Genomic DNA, 15,489 nt, shown 5'->3' with positions numbered 1-15,489 from the left:
TGATGGTATGACAATTTTATATACTCCATAAACCCTTTAAATTAATTAGGTGGTTTATGTCGCACTTCAAGTTTTACTCTGCCTATCCTTATTCTTAGAATAAAATTAACTAGAAATAAAAAAAATTAATTAATAATTTATTTTTTGAAATCTATAAATTCAAAAGCGTGGTAATTGGGCATTACCACCTCTCCAATACAACTCTGGAGATTTTTCATTGAAATGAATATCAATAGGTACGTAACCATCAATTTCGATCGAATGAGACTGATAAATACCTATAGTAATTCTTTTTGACATCTAAGACTTCATAAACCAGAGTGAATGAGATGTATCATAAATTGCCATAAACTACGATATATTTAGCACGCTTTAACTGGTCACGCCACCAACTGATTAAAGCTTTTAAAAATTTTTCTATCGCTAAATTATTTGCAGGAATTTTTAGCATCTCATTGAAGATAAGGGTACATGTATGATGATCTAGATAGTTGTATCCACATACATCAAAATTGTTTCCCGACAAAGTATTGCTCAATTGGTCTACAGAACAAGCAACTCTAAAAGCATCTAAAATATAATCAAAATCATGCACTGGGATAAAAATGTCATTTGAACTGGTTTTATGACCTTCAGATTCAGCCCAAAGAATAAAACCTATTTCATTCTTGGTTTTTTGTTGATTTTCACGTGTTGTAAGGAGCATCACTTGTGACTGGATTTTTTTAATCGCCTTTTCAACATCGAAATTACAACATTGATAGAAATCTTGGGCGACCGAGATTTGACATTCAGTGGCTTGAATCACTTTTTCAATATTATCTTGATGAAAATTAATTATTGCGGCAGATACATCATTTTGGTTTTCTTTTAAAAGTTTTATCGCGTATGTAAGTGGGATAGAGAGTTCTTTTCTTATCTGCTCAATTTTCTCTCTATCCATTTTAATCTCAATGCTCATCTGTGGAGGACGCAGACTCGGCATCATCTTCTTTATAAATAAATTTCGGCATTTCCAGACCAAAATAAATCGCAATCAAACGTAGCGTAAAGCCAAAGACCAAAGTCAAAATTACAGTAAGATCGTGTGGCAAACCGACTTCCAAACAGACCCAATAACAAATCACGGCGACAAAGGAAATACTGGCATACAGCTCACGGCGGAACACCAACGGTACATCATTACACAAGATATCACGCAGAATACCGCCCGACACCCCAGTGAGCACCCCTGCTACCGCAGACACCACAAAACCATGTCCCATCGACAAAGCAATCTGACAGCCAATAATGGTAAAGCCGATTAAGCCCAAGGCATCTAGAACCAAGAAGATATTGCGCAGATGGCGCATCCATTTGGCAATAATAATGGTGACGAAGGCTGCAATACAGGTCAGCACCAAATATTCAGGATGTTTGACCCAGGTTAAAGGATAATGTCCGAGTAGCACATCACGTACCGAGCCACCGCCCAATGCCGTGACACAGGCAATCAGTACCACACCAAACCAGTCCATACTGCGTCGACCTGCGGACAATGCGCCCGTCATCGCTTCCGCAGTAATGGCAATAATATAAATCACGGTGAGTAACATCTGCCTACATCCCTAAATCAGGCGTAAAAGTGTGCGCTATTCTAAGACAAACTTAGATAAATTGCGCACAACATTGCTTAAATTTTTTCCCCGAGCCACAAATGCAGGGTTGTTTCATGGTGGTTTGCATCTCCAAAGTCGGGTCAAGGAAATACCACTGCTGTTGATGCAATACAAAATGTGAAATTTCATGATGAATATGTGCTTGCGTGCCATCATGATAATGTGCCTTGAACTCAACCAGCGCATGGGTTTTGTCTAGCTTGGGCTGATGCTGCACCACGTCCAGTTTGAGCCATTGGTTCGATTGACTCCAGTCGGCAATCGCAGCTCGATCTAAAGCGCTTTGTTGCCCTAAGGCTGTCGTTTGCAAAATATAGTCGATCTGCTGCAAGGCAAAGGCACTATAACGTGAACGCATCAATTGCTCTGCAGTTTGAGCAACTTGCTGTTTTAAGTGCAAAGGCTGACAGCATGCAGCATATTGCCCCTGTCCACATGGACAATTTTGTGATGATGCCATTTCCAATTCTCAAATAAAAATAGCCCTGAGAAAAACCTTGTATCACAAGGCCAAACTCAAAGGCTATTTGCTCAAACTTAATTATTTCTCGGTCGTCTTCTCTTTCGCAATAATGCGCACTTTTTCAATTTTGTGCCCATCCATTGTCACCACCTCAAAACGATAACCATCCACTTCAATCATGTCACCATTTTCAGGTAAACGACCTAGATGGAATAAGATATAGCCCGACAAGGTGGAGTATTCTTCGCTTTCATCGACCAAATCTTTGCCCAATAACAAAGAAACATGACGAATATCGGTTGAACCTTCTAACAACATTGAACCATCATCTAGACTTTCTGCGGTTGCTTCCAATTCATCTTCATCAGGGAATTCACCCGCAATTGCTTCTAGCATATCAATCGGTGTGGCAATCCCTTCAATCGAACCATATTCGTTCAGGACAATCGCCATTTGTAATGGTGCTTGACGTAACTGTTCCATCACCATCAATACTTGTGCATTTTCATGCACAATCACGGGTTCGCGTAAGTGTTTACTGAAATCAATGGCACCTGTTTCGATGTATTCATTTAATACTTTATGGGTTAACACAATCCCTTCGATATTGTCTAACTCACCACGCGCAATGATCAAACGCGAATGGGTCATTGCCATTAAACGTTCTTTTAACTCAGCAGGATCGTCATCCAAGTCTAACCATTCCAACTCTGGACGTGGTGTCATCACCGACTTAACTGGACGCTCAGATAAACCCAAGACCCCTTGAACCAAAACACTATGATATACCCCATTGTCTTCATCAAAGACTTCTTTGGCATAGGCCTGTGTCGCTAACACATCTTCAGCTTCTTTGTTTTGACCTTCGTTACCATTGCTCTTATTACCGAGCATACGCAGTACCGCAGAAGCAGTGCGGTAACGTAAATCAGTGGTGGTGACCAATTTCTCTTGGTTACGGCGCATGGTTTGGTTGACCATTTCCACCAACACCGAGAAACCAATCGCAGCGTATAAATAACCTTTTGGAATATGGAAACCGAAGCCTTCAACCACCAATGAGAAACCAATCATCATCAGGAAGCCAAGACACAAGATCACCACGGTTGGATGCTTATTCACGAAATCCATCAATGGGCGTGAAGCCAGCAACATGATACCAATCGCAATCGTTACCGCGATCATCATCACTGAAAGCTCTTTCACCATCCCCACTGCAGTGATCACACTGTCAAGCGAGAATACCGCATCAAGGACCACGATCTGCACCACCACCATCCAGAACACGGCATGCACTGGATTTTCTTCTTTATGTGCTTGTGTACCTTCAATCCGCTCATGCAGTTCCATGGTGCCCTTAAACAATAAGAACACACCACCAAACAGCAGAATCAAATCACGTCCAGAGAACGGATGATCAAAAATATGGAACAGCGGTGTAGTTAATGTCACCACCCATGCGATCGAAGCAAGCAAGATCAAACGCATTAACAAGGCGAGAATCAGACCAATTTTACGCGCAGCATTACGTTGTTCTGGTGGTAATTTTTCTGCCAAAATTGCAATAAAAACAAGGTTATCAATACCTAGTACAATTTCAAGCACCACCAATGTGGCTAAACCAACCCATGCAGCTGGATCTGACATCCATTCCAGAATCATTGAGGTGACTCCTCTGCAAAATCAGCAATATTGTTATGAAGTTGAGATTTTAAAAGGTCGGCACAAACAGCCAAAACATTTTTTTTATGAAATAAAAACAATGCGGAGCGACAACAACCACTACTCATAGAGGGACAAAGATTAATAAAAGGATTTTCAGTATAGGCAAGATTTCAGTGAAATTCATCTTTTTTTATGTTGAGGATGTTTTCAAATTCTTTCGAGGCGCAACAAAAGTACATTGTATGTAAAATGTGCATAAAACTGTCACAAACCTGATTTAGCCTAGACAAGCACAGCGAAAATGATAAGGTAAAAATAAACGAATGAATAGTGTTCTGATAATGACTGAAAAGAAAACCATAAGCTCTCCCCCTATAAAAACCACTCAATCTCTTATTGCGTTATATTGCGGTTCGCGTACAGGCAACAAGCCAATTTACCGAGACAAAGCCATTGAGCTTGCCCAGCATATTGCCAATCAAGGCTTTGGTATTGTCTACGGCGGTGCCAGTATTGGTCTGATGGGGCAAGTTGCGGATACTGTACTGGAACATAGTGGCGAAGTGGTTGGTGTGATTCCAGAATTTATGCTGGATTATGAAATTGCCCACCATAAACTGACAGAACTACATATCGTCAACAGCATGCATGAACGTAAGGCACTGATGGCCGAACGTGCCAGTGCCTTTATTGCCCTACCTGGTGGTTTAGGAACTTTTGAAGAAATTCTGGAAATTGCCACATGGGGACAGCTCAATCAGCACCAGAAACCCATGATCATCTATAACGTCAATCGCTTTTATGATGCCCTGATTGCTCAACTGGATCATGCGGTTGAAGAAGGCTTTTTACCACCACAGCACCGCGCCAAAGTGATTATTTGCGAAACACTGGAACAGATTTCAAGTGTGATTAAAAACTTAAACACACCCAGCCATATCGAAGTCTAAAACATACCCATAAAAAAGCGGATCAAGAAGATCCGCTTTTTTATATTGAGAACTTATTGTACATTCACTTGATATACCACAGTTGAACCACTGACTTCATTCCCCACCACCAATAAAGGCTTGCCGTTTGGTGAGTCTTTTGCAGCAATAAAGATCAAGCCTTCAGGTCCTAAATCACCCTGTTTTGCCGCATCGGTTTCAACAAAATTACGTGTCGTAAAATATTCAATAAACTTTGGTTTATTCGGTGTACTGATGTCATAGACCATCACTCCACTCATTCGCTCTAAGCCAATAAAAGCAAAGGTTTTCTTGCCAATCGTACCGATAGCAACACCCTCAGGCTCAGGACCTTTATTATCACTACGGTCATCAAAGGCCACCGCTTCGTGGTCACTATTAAAATAGTTCGGGAACAATTCAGCGGTTTTCTTTTCAAACTCGCTGCCTGAGTCCCAAACTAACTGACCTTGGGTATTCCAAATACTGAATGAACGCGCGCCATAAGCATAGAGCTTGTCATAAGTGAGCAAACCATTGGCATCCAGTTTGGCTGAACCATCGGCATTGGTTTGATAACCCATGTTCCACGCAATATTAAGACGACCCAATTCTGCATCATCACGGCATGCACCCGCAGTTGTCGCAGTGGCGCCACAATATGCAAAGGTCACTGGATTGAGTTTCGCCCCTTTCACCCCTGCTGCCAATTGTTGTAAATGCGCTGGATAATCACCATCTTTATTAAAGCCTTTGCTGTTAAACAGATGCTTCATGCGAATATTTTCAACAAAGCCTTTACTGGTATCGCCCGCATAATAGGCTTTGGAATCCTTCAACCATTCACGGCTATCGCCTTCATTGGCAGTGACTAGATAGGTTTGACCATTGGCTTGATAATTGGCAATCGAATCAGGTTGATACATCCCGACCAAGCCTGCCCAAGTCTTGATATCAATCTTTTTGTCTTTATCACTGACATCCAGCTCATTGCCAATTTGCCCATGATCTTTATAGCCCAATGGATAAATATCCGTCACTTTCTGCTGTGTGATATCAATTCGAGCAATGGCATTATTTTCCTGCAATGTCACCCAAGCCGTTTTGCTGTCTGCAGAAATAGTAATGTATTCAGGCTCTAGATCCTGAGCCACACTCGCTTTTGGCCCAAAAATACGCACCCCTTTGGCGATTAAATCCGCCTTTTGCGTATTCCATGCCTTAAAGTCCGCTACGCTGGCTTTCGGTTGTTGAATATTGCTGATATCAATAATGCTGACTGAACCTTCCGGATCAACCGAGTAGTCATCGTTTGGCTCGCCTTCATTGGCCACCAAAACAGTTTTGCCATCGGGACTAAAACTCAACATATCTGGCAATGAACCCACCGCGACCTTGCTGATAAAACTTAAATCTTTGGCATTAAAAAACACCACAATACCTGTATCAGTTTTGTTTTCAGCTTGAACGGCGATTGCAACAATGCCATTTTTCACTGCAACACTGTTCACTTCCGAATTGGCTAAATAGGTACGGGCAGAAAGTTCTGCAAGATGGACAGGTTTTTCAGGTTTAGAGGCATCTAAAACATCAACTAAACCTTTCTGGGCATTGACCACAAATAGTCGTTTGCTGGCAGCATCATAGGCAGGAATTTCAGCAGCACTTTTGGCAAAGACATTGGTTTCATAACGTCCTAATAAACTTAACTTAATCGTTTCAGGTGTTGCTTCAACTACTTCTGCCGGAGTATCTGTTTTGTTATTGTCGTTGTCATCATTACACGCCACTAATCCCACCGACAATAACGCTGTCAGTAATACTGAAATCTTAAATTTCATGATCAAATTCCATACAATTTATTCTGTATGGCTAATCTAGTCATTGGTGATGCAAATTCGATGACACTTTAATGTCAGTTTCATGACCACTCTTTGACAATTTTAGGCTTTATTTCACGCACAGTTGCATTAAACTAAAACTGCCTTTTTATGCATCATGGCTCATGACAACGACAACACATCAAGCGGTACAGCCTGAATTCCGAATGTTGGTGCTCTTGGTCTCGATTGGCTTTTTTATGCAAGCCTTGGACACCACCATCGTCAACACGGCGATTCCTGCCATGGCAGTACAACTCAATGAAAATCCCCTGCAAATGCATGGCGTCATTGTGGCCTATGTACTGTCGGTTGCGGCCTGTATCCCTTTAAGTGGCTGGTTGGCCGATCGTTTTGGCATCCGCAATATTTATCTCAGCTCCATGGTGATTTTCAGCTTGGCCTCGCTAGGCTGTGGCTTGTCGCAAAACCTAGAACAATTATTATTTTTCCGCGTCATTCAAGGCGTTGGTGGTGCCTTGCTGATGCCCGTGGGGCGCTTGGCACTGTTAAAACTGATTCCACGCTCACAATTCCTTTCCGCGATGAGCCTGATGAGTCTTGCAGGCTTGATTGGCCCGTTAATGGGGCCGACTTTGGGTGGTTGGCTGGTTGAAGTCACAACTTGGCACTGGATATTCTTAATCAATCTGCCGATGGGAATTTTGGGAATGATCATGACCTTCAAAGTCATGCCCAACCAGAAAGAACCAAGCGTCAAATCCTTCGATTTAAGTGGCTTTATCCTGTTAATGGTCGCCATGGTCGGCCTGTCTCTCGGGATTGAAAATATTGCGGCATCGCAATATTCCCGCGGGATCAGTGTGGTTTTATTGATTGCGGGGCTGTTGGCAGCTGGCGCGTATGCCTACCATGCGCATACGCATCAAAATGCCCTGTTTCATGGTCGTTTATTTCGCTACAAAATCTTTTCAATCGGCGTATTGGGCAATTTCTTTGCCCGCCTCGGCAGCAATGCGATTCCCTTTATTTTACCGCTGATGCTGCAAGTCGCCTTTGGCTTTGAACCTTTCTATACCGGTTTAATGATGATTCCAATGGTACTCGGTTCATTATTTTCCAAACCGATTATTCGTCCCTTGATTCAGCGGGTTGGTTATCGTCGTTTCTTACTCACCAATACCGTTTTAGTCGGTTTATGTATTGCCAGTTTTTCTCTGATGACCGCAACAACGCCATTGTGGTTAAAAGTCCTGCACCTGTTTATCTTTGGTACGCTCAATTCACTGCAATTCGTAGGCATGAATACGCTGACTTTGAAAGACTTAGCACAACAGGATGCCAGTAGCGGCAATAGCTTCTTGTCGATGATTATGATGCTTTCAATGAGTATCGGGGTGGCCTTGGCTGGAACGTTAATCAATCTGTTTGGGCAACATTTTTCCAGTGCTTCGATTAGCACCGCCTTCCACGCCACTTTGATTACGCTTGGCTGTATGAACATCATTACCGCCATGGTATTCTGGCAAATTCCCAAAGAAACCACAGATTAAAAGATGCTAGAAAATTGCTCAAATGGGACACCATGCAGCATGCAAATGTGTGGCACAATTGTAGGCTCAAATCAGGTTTCACAGGCAAAACCTGTACAATTCACTCATGAGCAAGCGCGTTATTACTTAGACATCGCATAACACAAACGATATGGCAAAAAAATCTGCAAAATTTCCATCGATACCACATTATCCGACTTATGCCAGTATCGGTTTAGCGGTCATGCTGGGTGTGGTCAGCTACTTTGGTTTGTTCTATCAGCAGAAAGCCTCGGCACAAGATTATTCCATTCGCGGCTTTGATGTGTCCCATCATCAAGGTGAGATTAACTGGAAAAAAATCTCGCCGATGCAATATCAATTCGTTTATTTAAAAGCCACGGAAGGGGGCGATTTTAAAGATCGTAACTTTCAGCAAAACTGGCTCAAAGCACGTGAACGTGGCCTGCATGTCGGTGCTTATCATTTTTATCGCCTGTGTCGTGATGGCGCCATACAAGCCGAAAATTTTATTGCGACTGTTCCGAAAAAGGCCGATGCCCTGCCACCTGTGATTGATTTGGAATATGACAGTAACTGCATCAACACCTATACCAAAGAGCAGCTCATCAAAGAAATTCAGGTGATGCATGACCAACTGCAACAGCATTACGGTAAACAACCGATTTTTTATATTTCAAAAAGCTTTTATCACATTGTCTTGATGGGGAACTTTAACAACACTCCGTTATGGGTCAGAGACTATGAAGGTAAACCTGAGCTCAAAGACGGTCGACAATGGCTGTTTTGGCAGCATAGCAGCCAAGGCAAAATTACAGGTGTTCCCAAAGCGGTCGATTTAAATGTCTATGCCGAATCGCCGAAACAATGGAGAATATTTCTAAAACAACAAGGCATTGATGATGGCAAATGAGCTACGCAAAATCATCCATATCGACATGGATGCCTTCTATGCCTCAGTTGAACTTAGAGAACATCCTGAACTAAAAGATTTACCTGTGGTGATTTCTTCACACCATCCTCGGGCCGTCATTGCCGCCGCGTCTTATCCTGCCCGTGTCTTTGGACTCCGTTCGGCTATGTCGATGGGACAAGCCAAAAAACTCTGTCCACAGGTCATCGTGATCGAACCTAATTTTGAAAAATACCGCGAAGTTTCAGCGCAAATTCATCAGATTTTTCAGCAATACACGCCCTTGATTGAACCGCTTTCTTTAGATGAAGCCTATCTGGACGTGACTGAAAACTTAAAGCATATCGCCAGTGCCACCGAAGTCGCAGCACAAATCCGTGCTGATATTTTTGCGGTCACAGGACTGACCGCGTCCGCAGGCGTAGCACCAAATAAGTTCTTGGCAAAAATTGCCTCGGATTGGAACAAACCCAATGGTTTATTTGTGATTAAACCCAATCAGGTGCTGCGTTTTATTCAAGATTTAGCATTGAATAAAATTCCTGGGGTGGGCAAAGTCACTCAAGAACGCTTGCAGCAACTGAATTTACATACTTTGGGCGATCTGCAAAAAATCGACGAAAATGTGCTGATTCATCATTTTGGTAAATACGGCAAACAGCTGTATTTATATGCGCAAGGCATAGATCATCGTCCTGTCAAGGCAGAACGGGAACGTCAGCAGATTTCCAAGGAAATTACTTTTGACGATGATTACACCCTTGCTCAATGCAGCCATGCATGGCAGCCTTTGACCGAACAAGTCTGGCGCAGCCTGAATAAAAAACAATTAACCGCGCGTGGTGTGACTGTCAAACTCAAACTTAAAAATTTCCAAGTCTTACAGCACAGTAAAAGCTTTAAGCAGGCGCTACAATCGCAACAGGATTTAGCCCAAGTGCTGTTACAACTGCTCGATGAAATGCATATTGACCCAGAATTCCAATTCCGTCTGGTCGGCGTCGGGATATATCAGTTACAGACTCTAGAAGAAGAATCACAGCTTTCTTTGTGGTAGTGCTGTTTTTTTACACAAAAGCACAATCCATGCTGAAAATTATGTTTGCTTTTTATCCAGTTTTCAGTACTCTAAGCAACGCAGTAACATTATCCTTGTTATTTGCTTTGCTAAAGAAAACCTCACTTTTAGCATCTGCTCCTGTGGTTGGCGTGACGATCAAATCCGAAGATTACAGGGCACTTCAGGTCTTCTTTCTCTATCCTCTTCTTCCTATAAAAAATTCCATATTTCCCACTATGCACCGTCATAACTTCAGTTAAACTCAGCAAATAAAACTAGAAAATTCTGTATGTACATGCCTTATGAAGCAAAAACAAATTCTTTGTGTTGAAGATGAAGCCGCAATCGTCCTACCGCTACGTTACGCACTCGAGCGTGAAGGCTGGAGCGTCAGTTGGGCCAATACAGGCACACAAGCACTGCAATTACTGGCACAACAGTCTTTTGATTTCATTATTTTAGATGTGGGTCTCCCCGACCTGAACGGATTTGAAATCTGCAAACAATTACGTCAAAAATACCAAACACCTTTACTGTTTTTAACAGCCCGTGATGATGAAATTGATCGGGTGGTTGGTCTCGAAATTGGGGCGGATGATTACTGCAGCAAGCCCTTTAGCGCACGAGAAATTGTGGCCAGAATCAAAGCCATTTGGCGCAGAATGGAAAATCAAGCTCAGCCTGTTGCAGCCTCTGTAGCAGCGACGAAAACTGAAGTTATTGTGCAATCGGCAATTTGGTCATGTCACCCACAGTCCTTGCAGATTCATTATCATGGTCAGCCGCTACAACTGACTCGCTATGAATACCGCTTGTTATTTTTACTGATTCAGCATCCAGAACAGGTGTTTAGCCGCCAACAACTGATGGATCATATTTGGGAACATCCTGAACATAGCTTAGAACGTACTGTCGATACGCATATTAAAAGTTTAAGACACAAGCTCAAACAGATTACCCCAGATGATGACCCGATTCGCACCCATCGTGGTTTTGGCTATAGCTTGATGAAGTTGGGCTAAAATATGTCCATTTTTGTCCGTATCTGGTTTTTCTTTAGCTTAGTGGTGGTACTAAGTCTAGGCTTTATCGCCTATACCCTGACCCAACAAGTAAAACCCAATGTACGACAAGTGGTTGAAGATACCCTCGCGGAAAATGCCAATATCATTGCCCAATTGATTGCGGAAGATGTCTATCAACATCAGGTTGATACGCCAGAATTTGATCAAAAAATTCAGGCAGCTTTGTCCCGCCAACTGAATGCCACCATTTGGCAGCATCGCAAAGAGCAAATTAATCAACAACTGTACATTACCGATCCCCAAGGTATCGTGATCTACGACTCCGAAGGACAAGCTGTTGGGCAAGACTATTCCAGATGGAATGATGTCTACTTAACACTGCGTGGTAAATACGGTGCACGCTCAACTGCAACCAATCCCTATGATCGCAACAGTAGCATCATGCATATTGCAGCGCCGATTATTTACCAACAGCAATTGCTCGGTGTGGTCAGTATTGGTAAACCCAATCAGTCGGTACAACCCTATATCGAACGTGCTGAGCAGCAACTGATTTATCAAGCCCTCTGGATTGCAGCACTCAGCCTGCTCTTGGCCAGTATGGTGGCCTATTGGCTCAGACATAGTATTGATCGCGTTCGACGATATGCACAGGCGTTGGCACCAGTGAATCAAGCGCCCTTCTTCTATTCCGCCAAAGAACTCAATCAGGTGACCCAAGCATTGAGTGAAATGCGGGAAAAACTAGAAGACCGAGGCTATGTCGAGAACTATGTCAATACATTGACCCATGAACTCAAAAGCCCTCTCACCGCGATACAAGCCAGCGCTGAATTACTACAGGATGATTTACCACTGGCCGATCAGCAACAATTTGCGCTGCATATTGTTGAACAAAGCCAGCGTTTGCAATCCTTGATTGAACGGATGTTATTATTAACACGACTCGAAAAAAATCAGCATGTTTTAGAATTTCAATCGGTCGATCTGAATCACCTGATTCAACAATGTTTTCAGCAACAGTACAGTGCGCTACAGTTAAAGCAGATCCAAACACAACTTGATCTACCCGAACACTGCTTGCTCCATGCCGACCCATTTTGGCTGAAACAAGCGCTGAATAACCTCTTAGACAACGCCAGAGATTTCTGCCCGCCACAAGGAAAAATCGCAGTTCAAGTTCAGCAAGACCCAACCCATCAAAGCATCACCTTGCTGTTTTTTAATGAGGGCGATGCGATTCCTGAATATGCCTTAAACCGTGTATTCGAGACCTATTTTTCTCTACCTCGTCCACATAATCAGCAACGCAGTACTGGCATTGGGCTCAGTATCGTCAAGCAGATTATTCAACAGCACCACGGTCAGATTAGCATCCAGAATATTGAAGCAAATCGCCTCGACTTCTTAGCAACACATCGATCTGGTGTGCTCTTGACCCTCACACTTCACACAAACTTCACTTAAGCTTCAAACCGAGCTCATCCGAAGCGCATATCGCATGTAGATACTGGTCATATCCTAATGATCATGGAATTCCATATGCGTCGCAATTTTATCAACCTTAAAATCGGAGCCATTCTGTTCCTGATTTTGATTTTTTATATTGGTTTGTTTTTTATTTCGAGCTTGGTCTCAGAACGCCAAAGCTATCAACAACAAGTCATTCGCGACATTGCCAATGAACAAATTCGCCCACAGCAAATCGTTGCACCCTATTTAAAAGTTCCCTATCAAGTGCAAACCACCTGCACCGATGAGCAGAAGAAAAGCTATACCTGTACTCAGACCCTATTTGTCGCTATAGGTGCTGAAACAACCGACTGGAGTGCACAATTTAAAGTTTCGGACAGTACCTATAGACGCAATATTTATAAAGCGATCAGCTATCAAAACTCGATGTCAGGCAAAGGTACATTCAAGGCCATTGATAACGAAGCAAAGCGTAATTATCTATGGGAACAGGCTGAAATTATTTTTCCGATCCAAGATGCACGAGGACTGAATGCCAAACCAATCTTCAATATTGATGGTAAGGCCTATAAGTTCGAATTTTCTGAGCAAAGCCAAGGACAACGTGGTTTTGACCTGATGCATCTGACCACTAAGCAATACCCTGAACTGGTACAAAAGTTCCAGCAGGGTTTTAAGTTTGGTCTACAGTTCGAGCTTGAAGGACTCAGTGAATTCACCTTCATTCCGACCAGTTATGAAATGACCTATCAAGCCACAGGTAACTGGAGTGATGTTAAATATGATGGGCAAAGCCTTCCCTTTAAAAAATCCAGTGAAAAACGCCAATTTCAGGCAGATTGGAAAAATATCGCACTGGGTAAACGTAATTTAGAAAATGTGTCACTGTGTGAAAATAGCCAATGCTTTTATAAAATTTTAAATGCTCAAGATCCGGTACCAACAGCAGCGGTGGAAACTTACGATACAGGCACACCAGCAAATATCTCTGGCATTTCCACTCAATTCTTAGAAGCTGTAAATATCTATACCCAAACTGATCGTGCTATTAAATATGGTGTGATGGTGATCATCATTACCTTTGGTTGCTTCTTCCTGTTTGAGGTTTTAAAACAACTCAAAATCCATCCTGTGCAATATGCCTTGGTTGCCATGGCACAAGGTGTGTTCTTCGTGTTGTTACTTTCGATCAGTGAATATTACGCCTTTGCACTCGCCTATCTAGCGGCAGCAATCGCTTGTGTCGGTCTCATCACATGGTATTTATATTTTGTGGTCAAAGGGATTAAGCCTGCGCTGTTATTCGGGATTCTACTCGGTGTGCTCTACGGCATGATGTATCTGTTGCTGCAATCCAGTGGCAAGACCTTCTTATTTGGTTCGATCCTATCCTTCATCCTAATTGCATGTGTCATGTTCATCACCCGTCATGTCAACTGGTATCAATCCGAACAACAAAGCCAATAAAAATACATAGGGGTAGAGTAGTGTCTTCGCCCCTTTTCACTGTATTCATAAGGAATAAGACCGTGTACCAAACAACTTATTTAGCGTTAAAGCAACTCAAACAGTTATGTCCTTTACATAGCTCGATTGCAAGCTGTCTGAATCAATTACGACAGGCTAAAATCCAGTTTTTGAATCTGGGAAATATTATTATTTGCCCACAACAACGCTGCATTTTGGTTTTCAAACATCGTAACTTAATGGAAATAGAAACTTTTTTAGCCTGATTTATAGAAAATTACATTGCAGCTGAATAGCATCAAGTACAATCCCGACTATACTTTTCAATTAGGGAATCACTATGTCTGTGCAACGCCTTCATGTCACATCACGTTATTGCGAAGTTGCAATTTCAGGAAATCTTGTTCATTTAGCAGGTCAATTGGCTGATGATACCAGCGTTGATGTAACCGCACAGACACAGCAGACCTTAGATAATGTTGATCGTTTATTGGCGGAAGCCGGTACAGATAAAACCCATATTTTATCTGTACTGATCTTTTTAAAAGACATTGAAAAAGATTATGCAGCCATGAATGCAGTATGGGATGCATGGATTGCTGAGGGACATCCCCCAGCACGTACCTGTGTCGAATCTAAACTCTACACACCTGATGTTTTGGTTGAAATGACGGTCACTGCTGTTCGCCCAGATTAATAAGATTTAAATGCGAATTCATTATATTTCATCAGTCGATCTGCTTTAGGCATCGACATCGATGCTGACGTACCTGCCGCTGAAATAGCGGTAGGCTCAAACAAATCAGGTACTAAATCTTCTCTGAGTTCCTGTTCAGTCGGAATGCTGCTATAACGCAGTACACGATAGCCTGCCAATTCAAGTAAACTATCTTGATAATGCTTTTGATGCAGGCGGTTCACATAAGATTCGTCTGCAATCTCAATAATCGCAAGCACTTGATGCTGTTGATCTAAAATGACGAAGTCTGCGACTAAACCTTGATACTTACGGCGTGTGTGCGCAAATTTAGTGGTCAGTAAAGCATCAAAAGACACATGCGCCAAAACGGTATGACGTGGTAATACAGCTTGTAAACGCATCAAGGTAATTTGCTCCGCAATATTCAAAATACCACGGCGTTTGAGTGGACTGTCCTGACGCCTATTTTGTTGTAAGCGACGAAGTGCAAGTGCTGTGATTAACAGCAACCCAACTGTTGTTATAAAATAATACATTTCTAACTAATCCCTTTAGATTTTTTATAATCATTTGGCTTTATGCCAATTTTTTTAATCAAGAACATCGATAGCAAAGTCATTTTGCAGTGCAAACTTAAGTTTTTTAATCGTGTTTTCCTAGACGACCAAAGTCGTAATAGCCCTCTGCACTTTATTTATAATCATTCGTTTGCCAAGATTCA

At 42.3% G+C, this 15,489-nt stretch carries 15 protein-coding genes; 9 read left to right on the top strand and 6 right to left on the bottom strand.

The genetic code is table 11. The features are described from left to right. Nucleotides 1-334: 334 nt before the first annotated feature. From MN869_RS19885 to MN869_RS19870, 4 genes are all read right to left on the bottom strand, one after another. Nucleotides 335-943, bottom strand: a complete 609-nt coding sequence (locus MN869_RS19885) for a hypothetical protein (protein WP_243309201.1) — start codon at nucleotides 941-943, stop codon at nucleotides 335-337. Nucleotides 944-950: 7 nt separating this feature from the next. Continuing rightward, complete coding sequence (locus MN869_RS19880; protein WP_004656399.1) at nucleotides 951-1,595, bottom strand: trimeric intracellular cation channel family protein; 645 nt, start codon at nucleotides 1,593-1,595, stop codon at nucleotides 951-953. A 52-nt stretch (nucleotides 1,596-1,647) separates the two neighbouring features. Beyond that, the gene (locus MN869_RS19875) at nucleotides 1,648-2,118 is read right to left on the bottom strand and encodes a YchJ family protein (protein WP_243309199.1); all 471 of its coding nucleotides are present in this window, start codon (nucleotides 2,116-2,118) and stop codon (nucleotides 1,648-1,650) included. 81 nt (nucleotides 2,119-2,199) lie between these two features. Continuing rightward, nucleotides 2,200-3,783 carry a TerC family protein gene (locus MN869_RS19870; protein WP_171551646.1) on the bottom strand — a complete coding sequence of 528 codons (1,584 nt, stop codon included), beginning with the start codon at nucleotides 3,781-3,783 and terminating at the stop codon, nucleotides 2,200-2,202. Between the two features lie 326 nt (nucleotides 3,784-4,109). Here MN869_RS19870 and MN869_RS19865 point away from each other — a divergent pair, with 326 nt between their 5' ends. Continuing rightward, a complete protein-coding gene (locus tag MN869_RS19865; protein WP_171550325.1) occupies nucleotides 4,110-4,736 on the top strand; it encodes a TIGR00730 family Rossman fold protein in 627 nt (208 codons plus the stop codon). Nucleotides 4,737-4,789: 53 nt separating this feature from the next. Here the strand turns inward: MN869_RS19865 and MN869_RS19860 are convergent, their stop codons facing one another. Continuing rightward, nucleotides 4,790-6,577 (bottom strand): choice-of-anchor I family protein, encoded by a 1,788-nt coding sequence (locus MN869_RS19860; protein WP_243309197.1) that lies wholly within the window; start codon nucleotides 6,575-6,577, stop codon nucleotides 4,790-4,792. A 164-nt stretch (nucleotides 6,578-6,741) separates the two neighbouring features. Here MN869_RS19860 and mdtD point away from each other — a divergent pair, with 164 nt between their 5' ends. The 8 genes from mdtD (at nucleotide 6,742) to MN869_RS19820 (ending at nucleotide 14,765) form a co-directional block, all read left to right on the top strand. Continuing rightward, nucleotides 6,742-8,130: a multidrug transporter subunit MdtD gene (gene mdtD / locus MN869_RS19855; protein WP_243309194.1), complete on the top strand. Its 1,389-nt coding sequence runs from the start codon at nucleotides 6,742-6,744 to the stop codon at nucleotides 8,128-8,130. A 151-nt stretch (nucleotides 8,131-8,281) separates the two neighbouring features. Then, on the top strand, nucleotides 8,282-9,043 hold the full coding sequence (locus MN869_RS19850) for a glycoside hydrolase family 25 protein (RefSeq protein ID WP_243309193.1): 762 nt from the start codon (nucleotides 8,282-8,284) through the stop codon (nucleotides 9,041-9,043). Beyond that, the gene (dinB, locus tag MN869_RS19845) at nucleotides 9,033-10,100 is read left to right on the top strand and encodes a DNA polymerase IV (protein ID WP_243309192.1); all 1,068 of its coding nucleotides are present in this window, start codon (nucleotides 9,033-9,035) and stop codon (nucleotides 10,098-10,100) included. Before MN869_RS19850 ends, dinB begins: the two co-directional genes overlap by 11 nt. Before the next feature lie 305 nt (nucleotides 10,101-10,405). Beyond that, nucleotides 10,406-11,125, top strand: coding sequence for a two-component system response regulator CreB (creB, locus tag MN869_RS19840; protein WP_243309183.1), 720 nt, complete (start codon nucleotides 10,406-10,408; stop codon nucleotides 11,123-11,125). Between the two features lie 3 nt (nucleotides 11,126-11,128). Next, nucleotides 11,129-12,595, top strand: a complete 1,467-nt coding sequence (gene creC / locus MN869_RS19835) for a two-component system sensor histidine kinase CreC (protein WP_279324169.1) — start codon at nucleotides 11,129-11,131, stop codon at nucleotides 12,593-12,595. Between the two features lie 75 nt (nucleotides 12,596-12,670). Continuing rightward, complete coding sequence (gene creD / locus MN869_RS19830; RefSeq protein WP_243309181.1) at nucleotides 12,671-14,068, top strand: cell envelope integrity protein CreD; 1,398 nt, start codon at nucleotides 12,671-12,673, stop codon at nucleotides 14,066-14,068. A gap of 62 nt (nucleotides 14,069-14,130) precedes the next feature. Further along, nucleotides 14,131-14,334: a hypothetical protein gene (locus MN869_RS19825; protein ID WP_004802052.1), complete on the top strand. Its 204-nt coding sequence runs from the start codon at nucleotides 14,131-14,133 to the stop codon at nucleotides 14,332-14,334. A 74-nt stretch (nucleotides 14,335-14,408) separates the two neighbouring features. Then, complete coding sequence (locus MN869_RS19820; protein WP_171551656.1) at nucleotides 14,409-14,765, top strand: RidA family protein; 357 nt, start codon at nucleotides 14,409-14,411, stop codon at nucleotides 14,763-14,765. Here MN869_RS19820 and MN869_RS19815 read toward each other — a convergent pair. Beyond that, on the bottom strand, nucleotides 14,762-15,304 hold the full coding sequence (locus MN869_RS19815; RefSeq protein WP_171551657.1) for a DUF2726 domain-containing protein: 543 nt from the start codon (nucleotides 15,302-15,304) through the stop codon (nucleotides 14,762-14,764). The genes MN869_RS19820 and MN869_RS19815 overlap by 4 nt on opposite strands. Between the last annotated feature and the right edge of the window lie 185 nt (nucleotides 15,305-15,489).

This window comes from Acinetobacter sp. NIPH1876 (assembly GCF_022808535.1).
In the GTDB taxonomy this organism is placed as follows: Bacteria; Pseudomonadota; Gammaproteobacteria; order Pseudomonadales; family Moraxellaceae; genus Acinetobacter; species Acinetobacter higginsii.
This window is presented reverse-complemented; position numbering and strand designations above follow the sequence as displayed.

Bases quoted from the DNA above. Each gene is read 5' to 3' on its own strand.
- MN869_RS19885 (WP_243309201.1), bottom strand. From the start codon at position 943: ATGGATAGAGAGAAAATTGAGCAGATAAGAAAAGAACTCTCTATCCCA.
- MN869_RS19865 (WP_171550325.1), top strand. From the start codon at position 4,110: ATGAATAGTGTTCTGATAATGACTGAAAAGAAAACCATAAGCTCTCCC.
- mdtD (WP_243309194.1), top strand. From the start codon at position 6,742: ATGACAACGACAACACATCAAGCGGTACAGCCTGAATTCCGAATGTTG.
- creD (WP_243309181.1), top strand. From the start codon at position 12,671: ATGCGTCGCAATTTTATCAACCTTAAAATCGGAGCCATTCTGTTCCTG.
- creB (WP_243309183.1), top strand. From the start codon at position 10,406: ATGAAGCAAAAACAAATTCTTTGTGTTGAAGATGAAGCCGCAATCGTC.
- creC (WP_279324169.1), top strand. From the start codon at position 11,129: ATGTCCATTTTTGTCCGTATCTGGTTTTTCTTTAGCTTAGTGGTGGTA.
- MN869_RS19880 (WP_004656399.1), bottom strand. From the start codon at position 1,595: ATGTTACTCACCGTGATTTATATTATTGCCATTACTGCGGAAGCGATG.
- MN869_RS19860 (WP_243309197.1), bottom strand. From the start codon at position 6,577: ATGAAATTTAAGATTTCAGTATTACTGACAGCGTTATTGTCGGTGGGA.
- MN869_RS19875 (WP_243309199.1), bottom strand. From the start codon at position 2,118: ATGGCATCATCACAAAATTGTCCATGTGGACAGGGGCAATATGCTGCA.
- MN869_RS19815 (WP_171551657.1), bottom strand. From the start codon at position 15,304: ATGTATTATTTTATAACAACAGTTGGGTTGCTGTTAATCACAGCACTT.
- MN869_RS19820 (WP_171551656.1), top strand. From the start codon at position 14,409: ATGTCTGTGCAACGCCTTCATGTCACATCACGTTATTGCGAAGTTGCA.
- MN869_RS19870 (WP_171551646.1), bottom strand. From the start codon at position 3,783: ATGATTCTGGAATGGATGTCAGATCCAGCTGCATGGGTTGGTTTAGCC.
- dinB (WP_243309192.1), top strand. From the start codon at position 9,033: ATGGCAAATGAGCTACGCAAAATCATCCATATCGACATGGATGCCTTC.
- MN869_RS19850 (WP_243309193.1), top strand. From the start codon at position 8,282: ATGGCAAAAAAATCTGCAAAATTTCCATCGATACCACATTATCCGACT.